Here is an 18,376-nt window from a genome sequence, read left to right as displayed (position 1 = left end):
GTGTCGTGGAGTGCTCTAGCATACGGCTTTGCCGCAACCCTCCTGTGAGCCAAGGCCGGCTCACAGGTTGGAGCGGGGGGTATCGCAAGCGTGACAGCCTCATTGTCCGGAGTGAATTACAAGGGCTTCACCGTCCAGAACCTGCTGGCCTACGTGCACGAGCGCTTCGGCGAGGACACCGCGCGTACGGCCGTGGAGTCGCTGCTTCCCGAGCTGCAACCCCACGCGGACCCGCGCACGACGCTGGCGGTGGGCTGGGTGCCGGTGGAGACGTACTTCGGCATCATCCAGCACGTGGTGGACCGGCACTTCGACGGGAAGCCGGAGGGGGCCCACACGGTGGGCTACGAAGTCACCCTGCGAGACATCCACTCCATCTTCAAGATGGTGCTGCGCTTCACCACGCCCAACATGGTGCTGGGGATGGCGCGGCGCATGTGGCGCTCCTACTGCGACCAGGGGGAGCTGCTGCACCAGGAGGAGAACGGCACGGGCATGCTGCTGCTGCGCCAGTTCACCTACCAGACGCCGGTGGCCCTCCATGAGATGGCGGGGGGCTTCAGGGCGTACCTGGAATGCTCCAGCGCCAAGAATCCGCGCGTGGAAATCGTCGCGCCGGACAAGGACGGGACGCTGCGCTGGCGCATCGTCTCCGGGTAGCGAAGGCTGCCCGGTGCGGTCCGGGCAGCCCACCGCGGATTACAGGTCCGCCGTGTAGCTGAGCGCCTGGATGCGGCGGTTGAGCGCCTTCTGCGCCTCCTGCCGCTGCTTCGCCAGCTTCTCCAACTCGCTGGCAATGGCCTCCAGGCGGTCCTCCTGCTCGTTGAGCTTGGACACGAAGCGGTCCGCCAGCTCGCGTTGCGACGCCCCGCTCTTCAGCGACTCGATGTTGGAGCGGATGCGCTCCTGGTCCCGGAAGAGCTGGTTGCGCTCCTCCTGCAGGCGCTGCTCGTCCTTTGCCAGCGCATCCACCTGCTCGCGCTGCGTGACGACCTCCTTCAACGCACCCGCCATCTTCTCGTCAACGAAGCGCTGCGACACGAAGTAGGAGACCTGGTCCAGCCCCATGCTGGAGATGAGGTACTGGCGCTGCCCCCGTGTGCGCTCGGTGACGGTGAGCGAGTCCTGCCCCCCCGCGGCCAGCTCCCGCTTGAAGCGCCAGAAGCCGTCCGTCGTCTCCGCGGGCTCCGGAGCGTCCTTGGCCAGCTCCCAGCCCTGGCGCGGGTGCTCCACGAACAGCACCTGCGCCCGCTGCCCCTTGTTGCGCGACAGGTACGTCGTGCGCCGCACGTGGAAGTACTCCGCCACCAGCATCCCGGAGTTCACCGCCACGCGGAACACCGGCCCGTCCTCCGTGTGGTCCTCAATCGACACCACGCAACCGAGCTCCACCGCGTAGGGTACGAAGCGCCGGTCATTCGGCTTCATCGTGTCGAGCATCGCCTCGCCCACGTAGCGCTCGTCCTCCGACACCGTCACCGGGCCGCCTTCCAGCGTAAGCCCCGTGGTGTTCTTCAGCTCGATGCACGCCATGGGGTTCTTCTCACGCGTGGCCCGGTTGTAGAGGAGCACCCGCTTGCCCTCGAAGGGCTTGTGCAGGATGGGCACCAGCGCGCTCTGGTTGCGGTGCACCGTCACCGGCCGGTCCACGCCGTACTCGAAGAGGTCCCCCACCTCCTTCGTGAGCGTCGTCACCGCGGCGCTCGTCTCCATGGCCTCGCGCCGGCTCGGGCCTCCACGGCCAGGGCCGCCCACCATGGCCTTCTCCGCCCGAGCGCGGCGCGGCGCGGCCATGGGGGCCGCGGCGGGCATGGCGGACATCATCGGCGCGGCCATCTCCTTATCCATCATCATGTCCCCGGCGCTGCCGAAGCTCTCCTCCGGAATCACCGGCGCGGCGGCGGCCTCCGTCGTCACCTCCACCACCGGCCGCTTCATGTACCGGGGGTTGTAGAGGTCATGCACGAAGGACACCGGCAGCCCGGCGATGAGCGACAGCTTCACGTCCACCCAGTCCTCGTCCCCGGTGTTGTCCACCAGCGCCCAGCCCTGGAGCAGCGGCGGCTCGCCCTCATCCAGGAGGATGCGGTAGCTCGTCTTCCACACCGGTGACTCCACCACGTAGCTGACGAACAGCTCGCGCTCGCCCTGGCCCGAGGTGAGGATGGCCATCCGCTTGGAGTCCTTCTTGTACGAGGACAGCACCGTGGCCAGGTAGAACTCCAAATCCTTGCGCACCGCCTCGTCCAGGAACTCCAGCTCGGACACGTCCAGGATGTCGAAGGTCCGCAGCGAGGCGCCTACCAGCAGCGACAGGAACGGGCGCATCAGGGTCGTCTCGCCGGCCGCCACCGCCAGCGAGTCCAGGCCGATGATGGAGCCCTCCACCTGCGCGCCGCCCACGCGCACCCGCACGCGCGCGCCCTTGATCTGCCCCAGCAGCGCCGTGAGGCTGCCATCCTCCGGGATGCGGATGGTGGCCTCCGCCAGGAGCTGCTCCAGCGGCTTCGTGGAGTCGTAGCTCACCGCGGACACCGAGCCGCCCGACAAGTCGAGCACCGTCAGCGACTTCAGCACGTCGTTCATGTCACGCGCCTTGAAGTCCAGGTGGAGCGTGTCGTTGCCACTCACCTTTCCCCGGCGCTCGAAGTAGCCGACGCCATGCTTGTAGAGGACGACACGACGAATGCGCAGGTTCGTGGTCATGGGACGCGGAACTCCAGAAAGTTGAGGGCGGGCCAGCACCCCGGTGTATCAAGGTCGGACAGGGGTGACGCAATGCCCCCCACCGCCGAGGTTGCCCGAATGCGAAAGCCTGTCGCCTCCTCCCTGTCCCGCTCCGCGATGCTGTGCGCGGCCCTGGCCCTTGGCACGAGCTGCAAGAGCGTGGAGCCCCACATCACACCCTCCGAGGGCACCACCGCTCCGCCGGAAGTTTCCACCCAGGAGCCCGTGACGGAGACGAAGTCGGAGACCGAGACGGAGACGCCAACGCGGCGCGGCAACTCGCCCTGGCTGCAGGCTCGCGTGGGCGACCGCGTGGCGTATTCCTTCTCCGCCAACCGCAAGGCCATGGGCCGGCAGCAGCCCGGCACCGTGCCAGAGGCCGCGGTGGCCGGCGTGGTGACGCTGGAGGTCGTGGCGGTGGAGCTGCCCTGGGTCTGGGTGACGCTCTACTTCACCGAGGATGGCGGCGCGCCGTCGCGGCGGCCGATGCTGGCGCGGCCGCTGGTGGTGCCCGTGCGAGCGGATGAGTCGCGTGCGCTGGAGGCCCCCCGCGAGGGTAAACAGAGCACCGAGCAGCTCACCGCCGCGGGCCGCCACTGGGAAGCGAAGCGCTACCTCAACGACAAGCGGGCGTTCGACGGCCCCCTGGAGAACCGCCTCTACGCGGCGACGCCGGGCCCGCTGTACCTCACCAATGGCCTGCTCGACGCGAGCATCACGCTGGCGGGCTTCGCCATGGGCGGCGGCTCACAGCTCACCCTGGTGGAGACGCGCCAGGGACAGGAGGGTGGCACCGGCTTGCCTCCGACGCTCGCCCGCCCTTGGGGGCCGGGCACCTGGTTCGACATGCGGATGGAGACGGAAGGCACCACGTCCGTGCTGCGCACCTGCCAGGCCGCGGAGCGAGGCTTCATCCTGCGCCAGCAGGTGACGCCGCCCACCTCGGGAGCGGCGTGCCCGGACTTCGCCCAGGCGGAAGCCGTGCCACTGGAGGAGGCGGTGCTCGCGCGCATCTGGGAGTCACTGGACGCACGGCAATGGCCCCCTGCCCCCGAGGGCGCCGCCCCGGCGAAGCGCGAAACGCTGACGGTGGGCACGCACCGCGTGCCGGTGCTCCAGTTCGAGACCGCGCAACCCCAGGCGAACAACGTCCGCGTCCAGGCCTACGCCGCCGACCCCTGGGAGGATGCGCTAGCGGGGCTGGCCCACGAGGCCCGCTTCCAGCCGCTGCTCGACCACGTCACGCCCGGTGGTGGCGGCACGCAGCTCACGGCCTGGGGCGTGTGGGTGCCGGGCGTCGCGCCGTAGGCGCCTTGTGTCCAGGCACGCGCGCGCTCGTCGAACAGCGCGCGCGTGCTCCGGATTCCTTTCGCGCCGGCCGCTGACATGGCCCACCCGGTCACGAGGAGGGCCAGCGACGCACGAGGCGCGGGAGCGAGCAGTGACGTGTTCGACATCGCGGCACGGCATCAACTCTTGCGCGCCCCCCGTGAACACATCCCGTGCGACTAGCCAGCGACAGAGACCTTCACGTCGATGTTGCCGCGCGTGGCCTTCGAGTACGGGCACACCTCGTGGGCCGCCGCCATCAGCTTCTGGGCCTCGTCATTGGGGATTCCCGGCAGGATTCCCTGGAGTTCCACCGCGAGCCCGAAGCCGCCGTCCGGCGTCTTGCCGATGGTGACCGTGGCGCGCACGCCCGCGTCGTTGCCCAGGTTCTTCCCCTGCATGCGCGCCACCAGCCGCAGCGCACTCTCGAAGCAGGCGGAGTAACCCGCCGCGAAGAGCTGCTCCGGGTTGGTGACGGCGCCGCCCGCGCCCCCCAGCTCCTTGGGCATGGCCAGGGGCAGGTCCAGGACGCCGTCCTCCGACTTCACGCGGCCGTTGCGGCCACCGTGGGCGGTAGCGGAGGTGCTGTACAGCGGAGAGAGAGCGACGGGAGCCATGGTGTTCTCCTTGAGCATTACTTCGCGGAATCATCGTGGGACTGCGAAAGCACTTCGAAAAGGCGCTGGACGTCGCGGCGCAGGCGGGTCGCTTCCTCCAGCGTCAGCCCCAACTTGCAGGCCATCGCTTCGGGAATGGACATGGCCTTGCGGCGCAGGGTCCTCCCTTCGGACGTCAGGTAGATGCGCACCGAGCGCGCGTCCTCCGCGCTCCGCTCCCGCCGCACCAGGCCCTGGGACTCCATCCGCTTGAGCAGCGGCGTGAGCGTCCCCGAGTCCAGGTACAGCCGCTCCCCCATCCCCTTCACCGTCTCCCCGTCCGTCTCCCACAGCACCAACAACACCAGGTACTGCGGGTACGTCAGGCCCAGCCGTGACAGCAGCGGCGCATACGCCTGCGTCATCGCCCGGGCCGCCGCGTAGAGCGGGAAGCAGATTTGCCGGTCCAGGCTGAGCGGGTCATCCATCGACATGGGAAATAAGTAGGGCGCAATTCAATTGCGCGCAATCAATTCAGACACGAAAAAGCTCCCGGCACCTGGGCACCGGGAGCTCTTCACTGCGTCATCTCAGGACCGGCTCAGCGCCCGGCGACCGTGGTGTCGTCCTCGAGCGTGGCCTTGGCGGCGGCGACGGCGGCCTCGATGTCCAGCTTGCCGCTGGTGCTCACCTTGCCCTTGAGGTCGGAGTCCACCTCGACCGTCTGGACCAGCAGGTCACGCACCTGCGCGGCCGTCAGGTTGGGGTTTTCGGCGAACATCAGCGCCGCGGCGCCCGCCACCGTCGGGGTGGCCATGGAGGTGCCGCTCATCTCCTCCCAGCGGCCGCCCGGGACGGTGCTCAGCACGTCCTCGCCCACCGCGGCCAGCTCCACGACCTTGTCCCCGTAGGAGGAGAAGTCCGCGAGCTTGTCGTTCTTCTTGTCCATGGACGCCACGGTGATGACGTTGGGCAGGTCGATGTTGGCGGGCATGTCCGCCACGTCGTTCAGGTTGCTGCCGTAGCCGTTCGCCGTGGCCGCGACCAGGAGGATGTCCGCGTCAGCCAGCTTCTGCACCGCGTCCGTCCAGCGCTTCACGGAGGCCGCGTCACGGTACTCGTTGCCGAAGCTCGCGTTGACGGCGCGGATGTTCACGCCGTGCTCGGTCTTCATCTTCACCATGTAGTCGACGCCGCGCTCGAAGTTCGTGAGCAGGTCCGCGCCGTTGTACAGGCCGCCCAGGCTCATGATCTTCGCCTTGCCCGCGGCGACGCCGGTGTTGCCCTCGCCGTTGTCCTCGGCGGCGATGATGCCGGCCACGTGCGTGCCGTGGTCCGTGCCGCTGCCGCGCATCACGTCGCCGCTGTTGTAGCCGACGTTGTAGCCGTAGATGTCGTCCTTGACGCCGTTGCCGTCGTTATCGATGCCGTCACCCGCGACCTCGTTCGGGTTGACCCACATCGCGTCATCCAGGTCGGAGTGTTTGAAGTCCACGCCACCGTCGAACACGGCGATGACCGGCGGGCCGGAGAGCTGGGGCTTCGGCTCCTCGATGGGGCCCGTGCCCGTCGTCTGGCCGGCGGCGTCCAGGCTCCAGCTCTTCAGGGTGCCGGTGTCGCGGCGCGCCTTGTCCTCGACGGAGAGCGTCCAGGTGCCCTTGGTGGACTCGCCCTTGAAGGCGGCCAGGTCGAAGCTGCCCTTGATGTCGTCCGCGCTGCCGCCCTTGCGGTTGTGGAGGGTCTCCGTCTTGCCGGAGGGGCTGGTCAGCTTGACGACCAGGTCACCCTTGAAGGTGTGCGCCAGGTCCAGGTTCAGCTTCAGCGAGTCCAGCTTCACGTCCTGGTCGAAGGACACGGTGGACGTCGTCGTCTGGAGGTCGTTCACCTTCGCGTTGGGCGTGGCGGACGCCGTCAGCGTCACGGGCGCGCGGGCCGCGCTCGCCGCGAAGGGACGGACGGCGACGTGGCCGGAGCCGAAGGTGAAGGCCGAGGCCGGCAGCGCCGACGGGGTGCCCTGGGGCAGGCCCGTGGGGCGGTCCACGAAGTTGCCCTTCGGGCGGTCCACGAAGTTGGAGCCCCGCGCGCCACCCGTGGGCGCCGAGTCGAAGCCATCCTTCGCCGTCTGGACCGGCGCCTTCTCCACGGGCCTGGCCGCAGCGGCCGGCTTGGCCGTGTCACCGGCGCGGGTGGACTGCGACACGGGCGACTTCGGCTTGCGAGAGATTTCCATGGTGGGGGAGCTCCGTGGGGGGCAGAAAAAAACGCCGATAAATGATTGTCGCATTGTGTCGGACAAAGTTTCCAGCGATCAGCCCGAGGCGGCGTCAGCGCCTCCCCCCGGCCGGCATGCTACATGCCGCGACGCGGCCCGACGCCCCAGGGACGGAGCCAGGAGAGAGGACGGGAGGTCAGGAATGCCAAGGACGGTCACCGCCACGCGCTACGTGACGCCACTGCGGGAGGGCGGCTCGCTGCCGGCCATCATCGAGGCGGACGACGCGGGGCTCTACGTCGTGAAGTTCCGGGGCGCCGGACAGGGCGCCAAGGCGCTCGTCGCCGAGCTCATCGCCGGAGAGCTGGCCCGGGAGCTGGGCCTGCGGGTGCCGGAGCTCGTCCTGGTGGAGCTGGACCCCGCCCTGGGACGCAACGAGCCGGACTCCGAGATTCGCGAGCTGCTCAAGGCCAGCGCGGGCCTCAACCTGGCGCTGGACTACCTTCCGGCGTCGGTGACGTTCGACCCGGTGGCGGACCCCGCGCCCACCGCGGCGGAGGCGTCCGGCATCGTCGCCTTCGACGCGTACATCACCAACGTGGACCGGACCCCACGCAACCCCAACATGCTGACCTGGCACCGGAAGCTGTGGCTCATCGACCACGGGGCCTCGCTGTACTTCCACCATTCGTGGGACGACTGGGAGGCGCGCAGCCAGGGCCGCTTCGCGCCCATCAAGGACCACGTGCTGCTGCCGTGGGCCACGGCGCTGACGGAGGCCGGCAAGCACCTGGGCGAGCGCATCACCCGGGAGGTGGTGGAGCGCATTGTCGGGTCCATTCCGGAGGCGTGGCTCACGAGCACCGAGTCCCCCTTCCCCACCGCCGAGGCGCACCGCGCCGCCTACGCCACCTGGCTGCTGCGCCGGCTGGAAGCCGTGCCCGCGTTCATCGAGGAGGCGGACCGTGCCCGCGCCCAGCTCGTTTGATTACGCCATCATCCGCGTCGTCCCGCGCGTGGAGCGCGAGGAGTTCATCAACGCGGGCGTCGTCCTCTTCTGCGCCACCCAGCGCTTCCTGGGCGTGCGCGTGGAGCCGGACGAAGCGCGGTTGAAGGCGCTGTGGCCCGACGTGGACGTGGACGTGATTCGCGGCCACCTGGAGAGCTTCCGCCGCGTGTGCGAGGGCGGGAAGGGCTCGGGGCCCATTGGCCAGCTGTCCCAGAAGGAGCGCTGGCACTGGGTGGTGGCGCCGCGCAGCACCATCATCCAGACGGGGCCGGTGCACTCCGGCCTGTGCACCGAGCCCCAGGCGGCGCTGGAGCACCTGCTGGACACGGTGGTGCGAATGAAGCGCGCTACTCCGTCACCCGGCGGCCGGTGAAGCGGACGGCGGAGGCGCAGCCGGAGGCTAGCATGGAGCCGTTGACGGGGTCCCGCTCGACGTGCTCGTTGCGGACCCAGACCGTGCCCTGGATGGCGTCATCCAGGTCCTTGTTGTGGATGGCGATGCGGAAGGCGTGCTCGTTGCCCAGGGCGGACAGCTTGTGCTCCTCATCCAGGCGCGTCTGGATGTGGATGAACTGATAGCCGCCGTCCGCGCCCACCGAGCCCATGAGCACGTCCGGCTCGCCGTCGCCGTTGATGACGTAGGCGTTGTTCGGCGTCTGGAAGTCGATGTCGGGGACCTCGAGGAACATCGAGTCCATCTCCCCGCGGCGAATCGTCCAGCGCTGCTGCGCGTCCAGGCCGACCGCGGGGCCCTGGGCGGGTTCGACCAACTCGCTGCACTCCGTCGGCACCTGGGCAAGCGTCTCCGCGTCCAGCGTCACGTCGTAGGTGTACGTGTCGTCCTCGCCGCATCCCGTGAGCGCCATCACCACGGCGGCCATGGCGCCCCACTGGTCTCCACGCATCGGTCTCCGCTCCTTCCGTCACAGGGCTCGCGCCACGGCGACACGAGCGGAGCAGCCTACTCCTTCACGCGCTTGCCCGTGAAAGGGATGGTCACGACGCATTCCGCCTCATCCCAATCGGCTGCCGGAGGCGCGACCAGATGCTCACTTCTGAACCACAGATGGCCGTGGATGGTGTCGTCCAGGTGCTTGTTCGTGATGACGATGCTGAACGCCTGGTAGGCCCCCCACTCAAACCCGAAGTTCGTCACCTTGGTTTGCACGAACTGAAAACCACCGTCCGCGCCGACTGAGCCGTGGAAGATGTCCGGCTCGTCGTCCGCGTCCACGTTGTACCCAGTGATACCCGGAGCCCGAATGTTGAGATCGGGCATCTCAAGCGTCATCGAATCCATCTCCCCGCGCTGAAGGCGCCACTGTTGCTGGGCCTCGATTCCAGTCGCCGGGCCGTCTCCTTCAAATTGTGCTTTGAGCTGGCCCGAGCACTCGTTCGGGACGTTGCTCAGCGCCGCCGCATCCAGCGACATGTCATACACATACGTGTCGTCCTCGCCGCACCCGATGAGCCCCATCATGGATGCGATTGCCACACCCCACGTGTATCCCCGCATGAACAGCCCTCCTTCGGTTACACCGCTGATGCCCCGTCACGGGTCGCCGGGCGCCCCCCGCGAGCCCGGAACCCTCAGCAGAAAACCACAGGGTGGCTGGAACCCAGCTTCAGTCGTTGCCTGGTGAAGAGCATCTTGGCGCGGTGTCCTCGGCTCCCCGCACGAGCAGTACGGCCGGGCAGGCAGGCCCTAGGAGTGTCAGGTGCCTGACGCCATCCCAAGCCGGAGCGCCTGGCGGTTAGTAGTTTCCTCCCGAGGCCCACTGGAGGGGGCCAGCGCGCTGCCCATGAGCCCATCCCCGCTGCGAATCGTCACCTACAACGTCCGCTACTTCGGCCACATGCTCCGCGGCCTGGCGAGCACCGTGGGCCCCAAGCGGCGCGTCGCCGCGGCGTTGGCGTCGCTGGACCCGCTGCCGGATGTCGTCTGCCTGCAAGAGGTGGAGACGTCCTCGCTGCGCAGCAACATCGCCGACCGGCCCAAGCAGCCGGGCGAGACACAGCTCACCGCCTTCATGGGCCGGATGGTGGAGACGTTCGACAGGCTGGGCCGGGAGATGCCCTACGAGGCCTTCTACTTCCGCGCCCACCACTACAAGCTCCGCGAGGTGTCCCTCTACACCACCGGGCTGGCGGTGCTGGTGAACACGCGCAAGCTGGAGGTGGCCACGCACAACGTGGGCGCCCCCCAGGCCATCACCCACCACCACGTCCAACGGCTCAAGGACCGGAAGCAGAGCCGCATCTGCGCGCACATGCGCCTGCTGCGCCGCGAGGACAGGCACCCCTTCCACATCTTCAACACCCACCTCAGCCTGCCCACGCCCTTCGCCCGTGAGTTCTGGGCCACGCGAGACAAGATGGGCGGCGGCATCAACCAACTCCACGAGGCGCGCAAGCTGACGGAGTTCATGCAAGGGCTCACCGGCGACGAGCCCTACATCGTGTGCGGAGACTTCAACTCGCCGCCCGCGTCGCCCGTGTACCGCTACCTCACCACCGATGGCCGGCTCACCTGCGCGCAGGCCGCCGTGGGACAGATTGACCCGAACGTGTCGCGCGGCTTTCCCACCGCCGGCTTCATGCACATGCGGATGCATCTGGACCACGTGTTCTCCGGCGCGGGCGTGCGCTGGCTCGACACGCAGGAGACGTCGCCTTTCGGGGACCTCCGCAGCCGCTTCCACGGGCTGTCCGACCACATGCCCATCGTCGCGCGCTTCGCCCTGGACAGCGGCAAGACGCTCATCACGCCTCCACCGACGTCGCTGCTGCTGTAGCCACGCGGGCTCACGCCCCTCCGGACAACGCTCGCTCCACCTCTTCCCACGCGTCCAGAATCTCCCGCGTGCGCAGCTCGGCGAGCGCGTGGAACTCCGGCGCCAGGTGCGCCACCTTGTCCGGGTGGTACTGCACCACCAGCGCCCGGAAGGCCTTGCGCGCCTCATCCAGGGGCGTCCCGGGCGCGATGCCCAGCACCGTCCACGGGTCCCTCCTCGGCGGCGCGGGCGGCGGCACGCGCGTACCCCGGGGGGGCGTGGCCTCATCGTCCCAGCCGGCCCGCTCTCGCGTCCCCGTGGCGCGGGCGTGCGCGCCACCGCTCGCGGGCCGTGGGGGTGAGCGGGGCGCGGGCTCCGCGCGGCGACGTCCTGGCCGCTGGGCCGGGTCCGGCGGGGACACTCGAGGGGTGAGCTTGCTCAGGGCTTCTTGCAGGAACCAGAGGTCCTCGAACGGCGTGCCCTGCTTGCGCACCACCGCCGCGGGCCAGCCGTCCCGCAGCAGCAGGTAGCCCGTGGACGCCGCGTAGGCGTCATCCCGGCTGCCGGGGTGGAGCCGGTCGCCCAGGTCCCCCAGCGGGTCTCTCCACATGCCATCCGTGGTGCCCTCGTCGGCCACCAGAACCTGCGACAGCACGTCGCCATGGAGCCGCTCCAGCGTGGCGAAGGGCTCGCGCGACTCCGGAGGACGCATGGCCGCGCCGTGCCGGACCCCTGTCACCAGCAACAACCCACGGGTCGAATCCACCCGGGCGAAGAGCTGCTCACGCACCTGTCTGTCGGAGAAGAAGAGAACCCACTGCACGGTGGTCAGAGACTACCCGGTCGACGCCGTTCCGCGTGTGTTCAGGTGCATGTCATGAACGCCCCAGTGGGGAGGGGCGCGACCCTGGCGTCATCTTCAGGACTTCGTCGATACACGACGCTCCTCGGCCCCCAGGTGCACTCCTCCTCGACGGTGACGCGAGCTTGCGAAAGAGTCCCCGGTGCCCATGCGCTGCTGCCACCGTCACGCCTCCGAGTCCGTCCCCTCCGGCCCCCGCCCCTTCTCCCTTCCTGGCGCCACCGAGCACTACGCCGCCGAGCGGCCGGTCCGCGCCGAGCACGTCCGCATCGAGGTCGACCTCGATTTCGACACCCACCGCATCACCGGCCTGTGCACCACGCGCGTCTCCGCCGTCCGTCCAGTCCACACCCTCACCTTCGACGCGGTGGACCTCGACGTGTCCGACGTCCAGGTAGACGGCCGCGCCGCCCGCTTCTCCAACTCCGGCGCCCACGTCCGCGTGGAGCTGTCCGCGCCGCTCGCCGCCGGGCAGGCCTGTGAGGTGGCCATTCGCTACACGGCCCGGCCTCGCCGCGGCCTCTACTTCTGGGCGCCCGACGCCGCCTATCCGCACCGTCCCCGCCAGGCCTGGACGCAGGGCCAGGACATCGACGCGCGTGCCTGGTTCCCCTGCCTGGACACGCCCGCCCAGAAGGCCACGTCCGAGGTCATCGCCACCTTCCCCGAGGCGATGACGTCCCTGTCCAACGGCACACTGGAAAGCGACCGCGTCCACGACGGCCGCCGCACCCAGCACTACCGGATGGCGCAGCCGCACGCGCCGTACCTCGTCACGCTCGTGGTGGGTGAATTCGAAGAGGCCACCGACACGGCTGGCACGGTGCCCCTGCGCTACCTCTTCCCCAAGGGCCGCAAGGAGGACGCCCTGCGCTGCGTGCGCCGTACCCCGGAGATGGTGCGCGTCTTCCAGGAAGTCACCGGCGAGCCCTACCCCTGGAGCAGCTACGCCCAGGTCTTCGTCACCGAGTTCATCCTGGGCGGCATGGAGAACACCTCCGCCACCAGCCTCACCGACACCGTCCTCCACGACGCGCGCGCCCAACCGGACTACAACGCCGAGCCGCTCATCTCGCACGAGCTGGCCCACCAGTGGTTCGGGGACTTGCTCACCTGCCGTGACTGGCCCCATGGCTGGCTCAACGAGGGCTTCGCCACCTGGTTCGAGATGCTCTGGAAGGAGCGCGCCGACGGGCAAGACGAGGCCGACCAGCACCGGCTGGTGGACCTGGAGGCCTACCTGAGCGAGGCGCGTGAGCGCTACGCCCGCCCCATTGTCGCGCGGCGCTTCCACGCGCCCATGGATGTCTTCGACCGGCACCTCTACGAGAAGGGCGGCCTGGTCCTCCACGAGCTGCGCCGCCGGCTGGGCGATGACCTGTTCTTCAAGGGCCTGCGCCACTACGTCGCGCGACACCGCCACGGCTCCGTGGAGACGGTGGACCTGGCCCGCGCGTTCGAGGACGCCACGGGCCACAACCTGGACGCCTTCTTCGACCAGTACGTCTTCGCGCCCGGCCACCCCGAGCTGAAGGTCGACGTCCGCTACGACGCCGAGGAAGCGCGGCTGCGCCTCCAGGTGCGCCAGACGCAGTCCACGGCGGACGGCGTGCCCCTCTTCCGGCTGCCGCTGGATGTGGCGCTCACCGTGGACGGCCGCGACACCGTCCACCGGCTGGAGGTGACGGACGCGGAGCACGCGTTCCACCTGCCCTGCCCCAGCGCGCCCTCGCAGGTGCGGGTGGACCCTCGGCGCGGGGTGCTCGGCACGCTGACGGTGGACAAGTCCGCGGGCCTTTGGATGGAGGAACTGCGTGCCGCGCCGGAGATGCGCGCCCGCACCGAAGCCGCCGTGGCCCTGGGTCGCGACGGCAGCCCCCGCGCCGTGGACGCGCTGGGCACGGCGCTGGAGGACGCGCGGCTGTTCTGGGGCACTCGCGCCGCGTGCGCGAAGTCCCTGGGCCGCATCCGTACCCCTGATTCCCGCGCGCGCCTCCTGGACGCGCTGTCCACCGAGCATCCCCGCGTGCGCCGCGCCGTGGTGGCTTCGCTGGGCGAGTTCCGCCGCGACGCGGAGGTGACAGCCCGCCTGCGCGCCCTGGTGAACGGCGGTGACACCAGCTACTTCGTGGAGGCGGAGGCCGCCCGCAGCTATGGCCGCGTGCGCGCGCCGGACGCGTTGGGCGTCCTGGAGGCCGTGAGCACCCGGCCCTCGTACCAGGATGTCGTCGCCGTGGGCGCGGTGGATGGGCTCGCCGAGTCTCAAGACCCCGCCGCCTTCTCGGTGGTGCTGGCGCGCACCGCCTATGGCCACGCGGCCCCGCTGCGCCGCGCCGCCACGCTCGCGGTGGCGAAGCTGGCGGAGGTCGCGGGTCGCAAGCGCGAGGCCGTGGACCTGCTCGCGGAGCTGCTCCGCGACCCGCTCTTCCGCGTGCGCATGGGCGTCTTCGAGGCCGCGCGCACGCTGGGGGATTCACGCCTGGTGCCCGCGCTGGAGCAGACGCCACTGCTGGATGCCGTCGCCCGGCGCGCGGCGCGGGAGACGGTGCGCTTCCTGCGCGAAGGTGAACCGCAGGCCCGCGAGGTGGCATCGCTGCGCGAAGAGGTGGACCGCCTCAAGGAGGAGACACGGGCCTTGCGCGAGCGGTTGGAGGGGCTCTCCCTGAAGCCACCCGAACCGCCGCGTCCACCGCGCGGGGGCGCGAAGCCGGCGCGAAAGCAGGTCACGGCGCGCACGAAGACAGCCGCACGCAAGGCCGGTGGCCGGAAACGCAAGGCCACGCGCCGCTAGACAGTGGCCCGCCCGCTCGCCTGCACGTCGAACCTGGCGTCCGCACGCCGACCATCGATGTTGAAGGCGCGGGCTGTGCCTCCAATGCCTACTTGTATGGAAAGGGACACGCCCTCCGCATTTCGCGTCGAGGCGTTTCGAGCTCCCATGTCCCGGGACGCTGGCAACGACGACCAGCGGGTTTCCGAGGAGAGCATGGCCTCAGGCATCGACGAACTCAGCGCGTGGCTGGACGCCGCCGTGGACCCTTTCGTGGCCTGCGACGCCGGTGAGAACGTCTGCTTTCTCAACGCCGCCGCGGAGCGCCTGCTGGGATGGACGCGAGAGGAGCTCATCGGCCAGCCGGCGTCCCGGCTCTTTCCCCAGCGGCTGCACCGCCACGAAGGCGAGAGCCTGCTGCGCCACCTGCTCTCCCGGCGAGCCGCGCTCGGAGGGCGAGCGACCCGGGTGCTCGCGCGTCGCAAGGACGGCGCGGAAATCATGGTGGAGCTGACGGTGGGCGCCTCCGGCAAAGGCCGGGATGAGCGCATCGTCCTCAACTTCCGCCGCCTGCACGAGGTCGTCGACACCCTGGCCGAGCCCGTGGAGCGCACGCTGCACGGACTCGAGTCGGAGAGCGTTCCTGGCGACGCGCTCTTCCGGACCGTCGTGGAGCACGCGCCCATGGGAATCATCTACTTCGACCGGAGCGCCATCGTCATCGCGTGCAACGAGCTGTTCGTGAGCATCATCGGCTCGCCCAAGCGCTTGTTGGTGGGCCTCAACCTCCTGTCGCTCCGGGATGAGGGCATCCTCCACTGCGTCCGGGAGACGCTGGCGGGACATACCTGCGACTACGAAGGCGAGTACCGCGCCATCACCTCAGGCAGGAAGACGCCGGTCCACGTGCGCTTCGCCCCCTGCTTCAACGCGGCCGGACAGGTGGAGGGCGGCATTGGCATCGTCGAGGACATCTCCGAGCGCCGCCGCGCGGAGCGCGAGCGCGAGCGCCTGTACCGTGAAGCCCAGGAGGCCATCCGCGTGCGCGACGACTTCCTGTCCATCGCCTCGCACGAGCTGAAGACCCCCCTCACCCCGCTGAGCCTCCGGCTGGCCACGCTGGAGCGCCGGCTGGCGCGTGGCGAGCTCGTGGAGTCCTCCACCTTGCGTCAGGCGCGCCTGTACCTCTTGCGCATCACCAGCCTCATCAACGACTTGCTGGACTCCTCACGCATCGAGGCGGGACGGCTGGCCCTTCACCGGGAGGCCACCCGGCTGGAAGGGCTGGTGGAGCACGTCCTCCACGAGCTCGAGCCCCAGCGCGGCAACCACACCGTGCGGTTCGACGCGCCCGAGCAGCCCGTGCAGGTGAACGTGGACCCCTTCCGGATGGAGCAGGTGCTCGCCAATCTGGTGGAGAACGCGTTCAAGTACAGCCCGAATGGAGGCACCGTGCGCGTGAGCTTGCGCCAGCGCGGCGGGCTGGCGCTCCTGTCTGTCTCCGACGAAGGCATCGGCATTCCTCCGGACCAGCAGAAGCTGCTCTTCGACCGGTACTTCCGGGCGCGCAACGCCTCCGCCCATTCCTTCGGCGGACTGGGGCTGGGGCTCTACATCAGCCGGGACATCGTCGAGCGCCACGGCGGGCGCATCTGGGTGGAGAGCGAGCCAGGCCATGGCTCCACCTTCCACGTCGCCCTGCCGTTGATGGCCGGCGCTCCCGCGCAGCCGAACGTCGAGGAACCCGGACAGCTCATCCACTGAAACTCCGCCACCCCGCATTCCGCAAAAATGACAGGGGTGGGTGTCTTCCATTGGCCAAGAGGCGGGGGGAAGCGCCTGGATTCGCACGCTTCCGACGCTGGCATGGCGGCTGCTCTATCGAAAGGCGGAGGATGCACTTCGAGGGAGGATGACCATGACGACCGACACGCCTGCTTGGACTCGTGACAATGAAGGCTGGCTCGTCCGCGTGAAGGTGGGCGGACGCATCCAGGAGGTGCGGTGCACCACGGAGAGTCAGGCCCGCTACTTCGCCACCGTGTTGGCGATGAACCCGCCCAAGCCGTCGAAGCTGCGCAACTAGGGTGGCTCAGGGGTTGAGGCGGACGATTTCGGCGTTGAGCACGTTGGCGAAGCCCACCCAGCCCAGGTACGGCACCGCCATCCAGGCCGCGGGGCGGTCCACATCCTTGGTGACGGCGACATACGCCGTCACGCTGGCCAGCAGCGCCAGGTTGTCCGCCAGGGCGCGGCGCGGTTGGTGTCTGCCGAAGAAGAGCCAGGACCAGGCGGCGTTGCATCCCATCTGGATGCCCCACCAAGCCAGGGCCTGGGAGCGGGCCGCGCCCGCGGGCGCCGTCCATACACGCCAACCCGACAGGGCGATGAGGCCATACAGCACCGTCCATACCGGGCCGAAGACCTTCGGTGGCGGCTGGAACGAGGGCTTGCGCAGACGCCGGTACCAGCGCGTGTCCGCCGAGCTGACGCGAGCGCCCAGCGCCGCCGCGCCAAACGTCAGGGCGCCGAAGACGCCCAGCGCCACCACGGACTCCTTGCGCAGCGTGGGGTTCAGCGCCGTGCGCCGCACCGGGTCAGGCACGTTTCGTGTCGTCGGCTCCAGCGTCCAGTCCATCCGCGTCCTCCCTTGGCGGAGCACCCGCCAGTGTCGGGTGGAAGGTGGTACCGGCGCCTCCCTGCCGCCACCCCGGCTGGCGCCGGTGTACAAGGCGGCTTCCCCTCGTTGACGATGAGGCGTCTCATGGCGAGCGCAGAGGAAATCCTGAGCTTCTGGTTCGGGCAGCCACGTGAGCGGTGGTTCCTGCGGGACGAAGCCTTCGATGATGAATGCCGGCGCCGCTTCCTGCCCGCCGTCGAGCGCGCCGCCGAGGGCGAGCTGGACGACTGGCGGGACGAGCCTCGCAGCTGCGTGGCCCTGCTCCTGCTGTTGGACCAGTTCCCGCGCAATCTCTTCCGCGGCACGCCCCAGGCCTTCGCCTCGGACGCGCGGGCGCGCGAGGTGGCCCGGCACGGATTGGCGCGAGGCCTGGACATGGCCCTGCCGCCGCTGTGGCGGTGGTTCATGTACCTGCCCTTCGAGCACAGCGAGTCCGTCAACGACCAGCGGCTGTCAGTGGCCCTCTTCGAGGTGCTCGCGCTGTATCACTCGGACAGCCGGGAAGCGCTCGACTATGCCCGGCAACACCGGGACGTCATCCAGCGCTTCGGCCGCTTCCCGCATCGCAACGTGACGCTGGGACGTCCGACGACTCCGGAGGAATCCGTCTTCCTCCAGGAGCCGGGCTCATCGTTCTGAGCGTCACACCCGCGGCTGCGTGCCCGCGCGCTCTTCGCGGGCGGGCGCCCCGCGCGCCTCCACGCTCACGCCCGCGGCCAGCCAACCACGCACCCAGAGGAGGTGCTGCACCTCCGAATCCAGCGCGAGCTGGAAGCGGTCCGCCAGCGTGTCATGGCCCAGGTCGCGGGCCAGCTCGATGAGCATCTCCCAGCCAGCGTTGTCCGCCAGCTCCGCCACCAGCAGCGCTTCCAATGACTGGCGCAGGTTGGCTCGCGGGTCCGCGATGAGCAGCGGGAGCCCCTGGGACACCACCGCCGCGACGTCCGCGCTGGGCGTCATCGCCGTGGGGTCGGCGCCCAGTGACTTCAGGGCCTCGGTGAGCATGAGGAAGTGGGACAGCTCGTCGTTGTAGATTTTCTCCAGGCCCTCACGCGTGGGCCCACCTTCCCAGCTGCCGTAGACGTCGAACTTGGCGAGCGCGCCCTCGTAGAGCCGGGTGCCGCTGCGCTCGAAGGCCAGCCGCTCTCCCAGCTTGTCGATGAAGACGGTGGGCTTGGAGCCCTTGAGCGCGTCCACCGCCGTCTTCGCCACGCCCTTGAGGCTGACTGGCGGCGGAACGCTGCCCAGGCCTTCGGATTCCCGCGCGTAGATTTGCCGGACCTGGAGGAGGAGCGAGCCGTCTCCCAGGTGGCTGGGCTGATGCTTCTCCGCTTCCTGGGTGATGTCCGCGCTGTCGATGGGCGAGGTGGCCACGCCCGTCCGGTTGCGCCCCATGTCGCTGGTGGTCGTCTTCATG

At 69.5% G+C, this 18,376-nt stretch carries 18 protein-coding genes; 9 read left to right on the top strand and 9 right to left on the bottom strand.

All coding sequences use genetic code 11. The annotated features are described in order from the left end of the window. Positions 1-111: 111 nt before the first annotated feature. A complete protein-coding gene (locus tag FL344_RS06150; protein WP_225888964.1) occupies positions 112-660 on the top strand; it encodes a hypothetical protein in 549 nt (182 codons plus the stop codon). Between the two features lie 39 nt (positions 661-699). Here the strand turns inward: FL344_RS06150 and FL344_RS06145 are convergent, their stop codons facing one another. Beyond that, the gene (locus tag FL344_RS06145) at positions 700-2,706 is read right to left on the bottom strand and encodes a hypothetical protein (RefSeq protein ID WP_194863010.1); all 2,007 of its coding nucleotides are present in this window, start codon (positions 2,704-2,706) and stop codon (positions 700-702) included. A 99-nt stretch (positions 2,707-2,805) separates the two neighbouring features. Here FL344_RS06145 and FL344_RS06140 point away from each other — a divergent pair, with 99 nt between their 5' ends. Continuing rightward, positions 2,806-4,035 carry a DUF6068 family protein gene (locus tag FL344_RS06140; RefSeq protein WP_228564818.1) on the top strand — a complete coding sequence of 410 codons (1,230 nt, stop codon included), beginning with the start codon at positions 2,806-2,808 and terminating at the stop codon, positions 4,033-4,035. A gap of 200 nt (positions 4,036-4,235) precedes the next feature. Here the strand turns inward: FL344_RS06140 and FL344_RS06135 are convergent, their stop codons facing one another. From FL344_RS06135 to FL344_RS06125, 3 genes are all read right to left on the bottom strand, one after another. After that, a complete protein-coding gene (locus FL344_RS06135) occupies positions 4,236-4,673 on the bottom strand; it encodes an organic hydroperoxide resistance protein (RefSeq protein ID WP_141591767.1) in 438 nt (145 codons plus the stop codon). Between the two features lie 17 nt (positions 4,674-4,690). Next, the gene (locus FL344_RS06130) at positions 4,691-5,140 is read right to left on the bottom strand and encodes a MarR family winged helix-turn-helix transcriptional regulator (RefSeq protein WP_305021746.1); all 450 of its coding nucleotides are present in this window, start codon (positions 5,138-5,140) and stop codon (positions 4,691-4,693) included. Positions 5,141-5,253: 113 nt separating this feature from the next. Beyond that, positions 5,254-6,882, bottom strand: coding sequence for a S8 family serine peptidase (locus tag FL344_RS06125; protein ID WP_141617862.1), 1,629 nt, complete (start codon positions 6,880-6,882; stop codon positions 5,254-5,256). Positions 6,883-7,066: 184 nt separating this feature from the next. On the opposite strand from FL344_RS06125, the gene FL344_RS06120 reads away from it, so the two are divergent. Together FL344_RS06120 and FL344_RS06115 are read left to right on the top strand one after the other, a co-directional pair. Beyond that, positions 7,067-7,852 carry a HipA family kinase gene (locus FL344_RS06120; protein WP_141617861.1) on the top strand — a complete coding sequence of 262 codons (786 nt, stop codon included), beginning with the start codon at positions 7,067-7,069 and terminating at the stop codon, positions 7,850-7,852. Continuing rightward, positions 7,830-8,246 (top strand): DUF3037 domain-containing protein, encoded by a 417-nt coding sequence (locus tag FL344_RS06115; RefSeq protein ID WP_141591764.1) that lies wholly within the window; start codon positions 7,830-7,832, stop codon positions 8,244-8,246. Before FL344_RS06120 ends, FL344_RS06115 begins: the two co-directional genes overlap by 23 nt. On the opposite strand, the gene FL344_RS06110 is transcribed toward FL344_RS06115, so the two are convergent. After that, a complete protein-coding gene (locus FL344_RS06110) occupies positions 8,221-8,778 on the bottom strand; it encodes a hypothetical protein (RefSeq protein ID WP_141617860.1) in 558 nt (185 codons plus the stop codon). The genes FL344_RS06115 and FL344_RS06110 overlap by 26 nt on opposite strands. A 56-nt stretch (positions 8,779-8,834) precedes the next feature. Beyond that, positions 8,835-9,353, bottom strand: coding sequence for a hypothetical protein (locus FL344_RS06105; protein ID WP_228564817.1), 519 nt, complete (start codon positions 9,351-9,353; stop codon positions 8,835-8,837). A 322-nt stretch (positions 9,354-9,675) separates the two neighbouring features. On the opposite strand from FL344_RS06105, the gene FL344_RS06100 reads away from it, so the two are divergent. Continuing rightward, positions 9,676-10,668 carry an endonuclease/exonuclease/phosphatase family protein gene (locus FL344_RS06100; RefSeq protein ID WP_141591761.1) on the top strand — a complete coding sequence of 331 codons (993 nt, stop codon included), beginning with the start codon at positions 9,676-9,678 and terminating at the stop codon, positions 10,666-10,668. Positions 10,669-10,678: 10 nt separating this feature from the next. Here the strand turns inward: FL344_RS06100 and FL344_RS06095 are convergent, their stop codons facing one another. Next, positions 10,679-11,470 carry a J domain-containing protein gene (locus FL344_RS06095; RefSeq protein WP_141617858.1) on the bottom strand — a complete coding sequence of 264 codons (792 nt, stop codon included), beginning with the start codon at positions 11,468-11,470 and terminating at the stop codon, positions 10,679-10,681. 187 nt (positions 11,471-11,657) lie between these two features. Here FL344_RS06095 and FL344_RS06090 point away from each other — a divergent pair, with 187 nt between their 5' ends. The 3 genes from FL344_RS06090 to FL344_RS38420 all read left to right on the top strand — a co-directional run bounded on the left by FL344_RS06090 (position 11,658) and on the right by FL344_RS38420 (position 16,365). Continuing rightward, positions 11,658-14,300 carry a M1 family aminopeptidase gene (locus FL344_RS06090; protein WP_228564816.1) on the top strand — a complete coding sequence of 881 codons (2,643 nt, stop codon included), beginning with the start codon at positions 11,658-11,660 and terminating at the stop codon, positions 14,298-14,300. 147 nt (positions 14,301-14,447) lie between these two features. Further along, positions 14,448-16,043: an ATP-binding protein gene (locus FL344_RS06085; RefSeq protein WP_141617856.1), complete on the top strand. Its 1,596-nt coding sequence runs from the start codon at positions 14,448-14,450 to the stop codon at positions 16,041-16,043. A 154-nt stretch (positions 16,044-16,197) separates the two neighbouring features. Next, complete coding sequence (locus tag FL344_RS38420) at positions 16,198-16,365, top strand: hypothetical protein (RefSeq protein WP_162295036.1); 168 nt, start codon at positions 16,198-16,200, stop codon at positions 16,363-16,365. Positions 16,366-16,371: 6 nt separating this feature from the next. Here the strand turns inward: FL344_RS38420 and FL344_RS06080 are convergent, their stop codons facing one another. Then, positions 16,372-16,941 carry a TspO/MBR family protein gene (locus tag FL344_RS06080; protein ID WP_141617855.1) on the bottom strand — a complete coding sequence of 190 codons (570 nt, stop codon included), beginning with the start codon at positions 16,939-16,941 and terminating at the stop codon, positions 16,372-16,374. 102 nt (positions 16,942-17,043) lie between these two features. Between FL344_RS06080 and FL344_RS06075 the strand changes: the two genes are divergently transcribed. Beyond that, on the top strand, positions 17,044-17,598 hold the full coding sequence (locus tag FL344_RS06075) for a DUF924 family protein (protein ID WP_141591756.1): 555 nt from the start codon (positions 17,044-17,046) through the stop codon (positions 17,596-17,598). A gap of 3 nt (positions 17,599-17,601) precedes the next feature. On the opposite strand, the gene FL344_RS06070 is transcribed toward FL344_RS06075, so the two are convergent. Next, positions 17,602-18,375, bottom strand: a complete 774-nt coding sequence (locus FL344_RS06070) for a ferritin-like domain-containing protein (RefSeq protein ID WP_141591755.1) — start codon at positions 18,373-18,375, stop codon at positions 17,602-17,604. Position 18,376 lies beyond the last annotated feature (1 nt).

The sequence above is a fragment of the Myxococcus sp. AB036A genome (assembly GCF_006547355.1).
Classification (GTDB): domain Bacteria; phylum Myxococcota; class Myxococcia; order Myxococcales; family Myxococcaceae; genus Myxococcus; species Myxococcus virescens.
The sequence above is the reverse complement of the archived record's forward strand: the minus strand, read 5'-3'. Positions and strand labels throughout refer to the sequence as shown.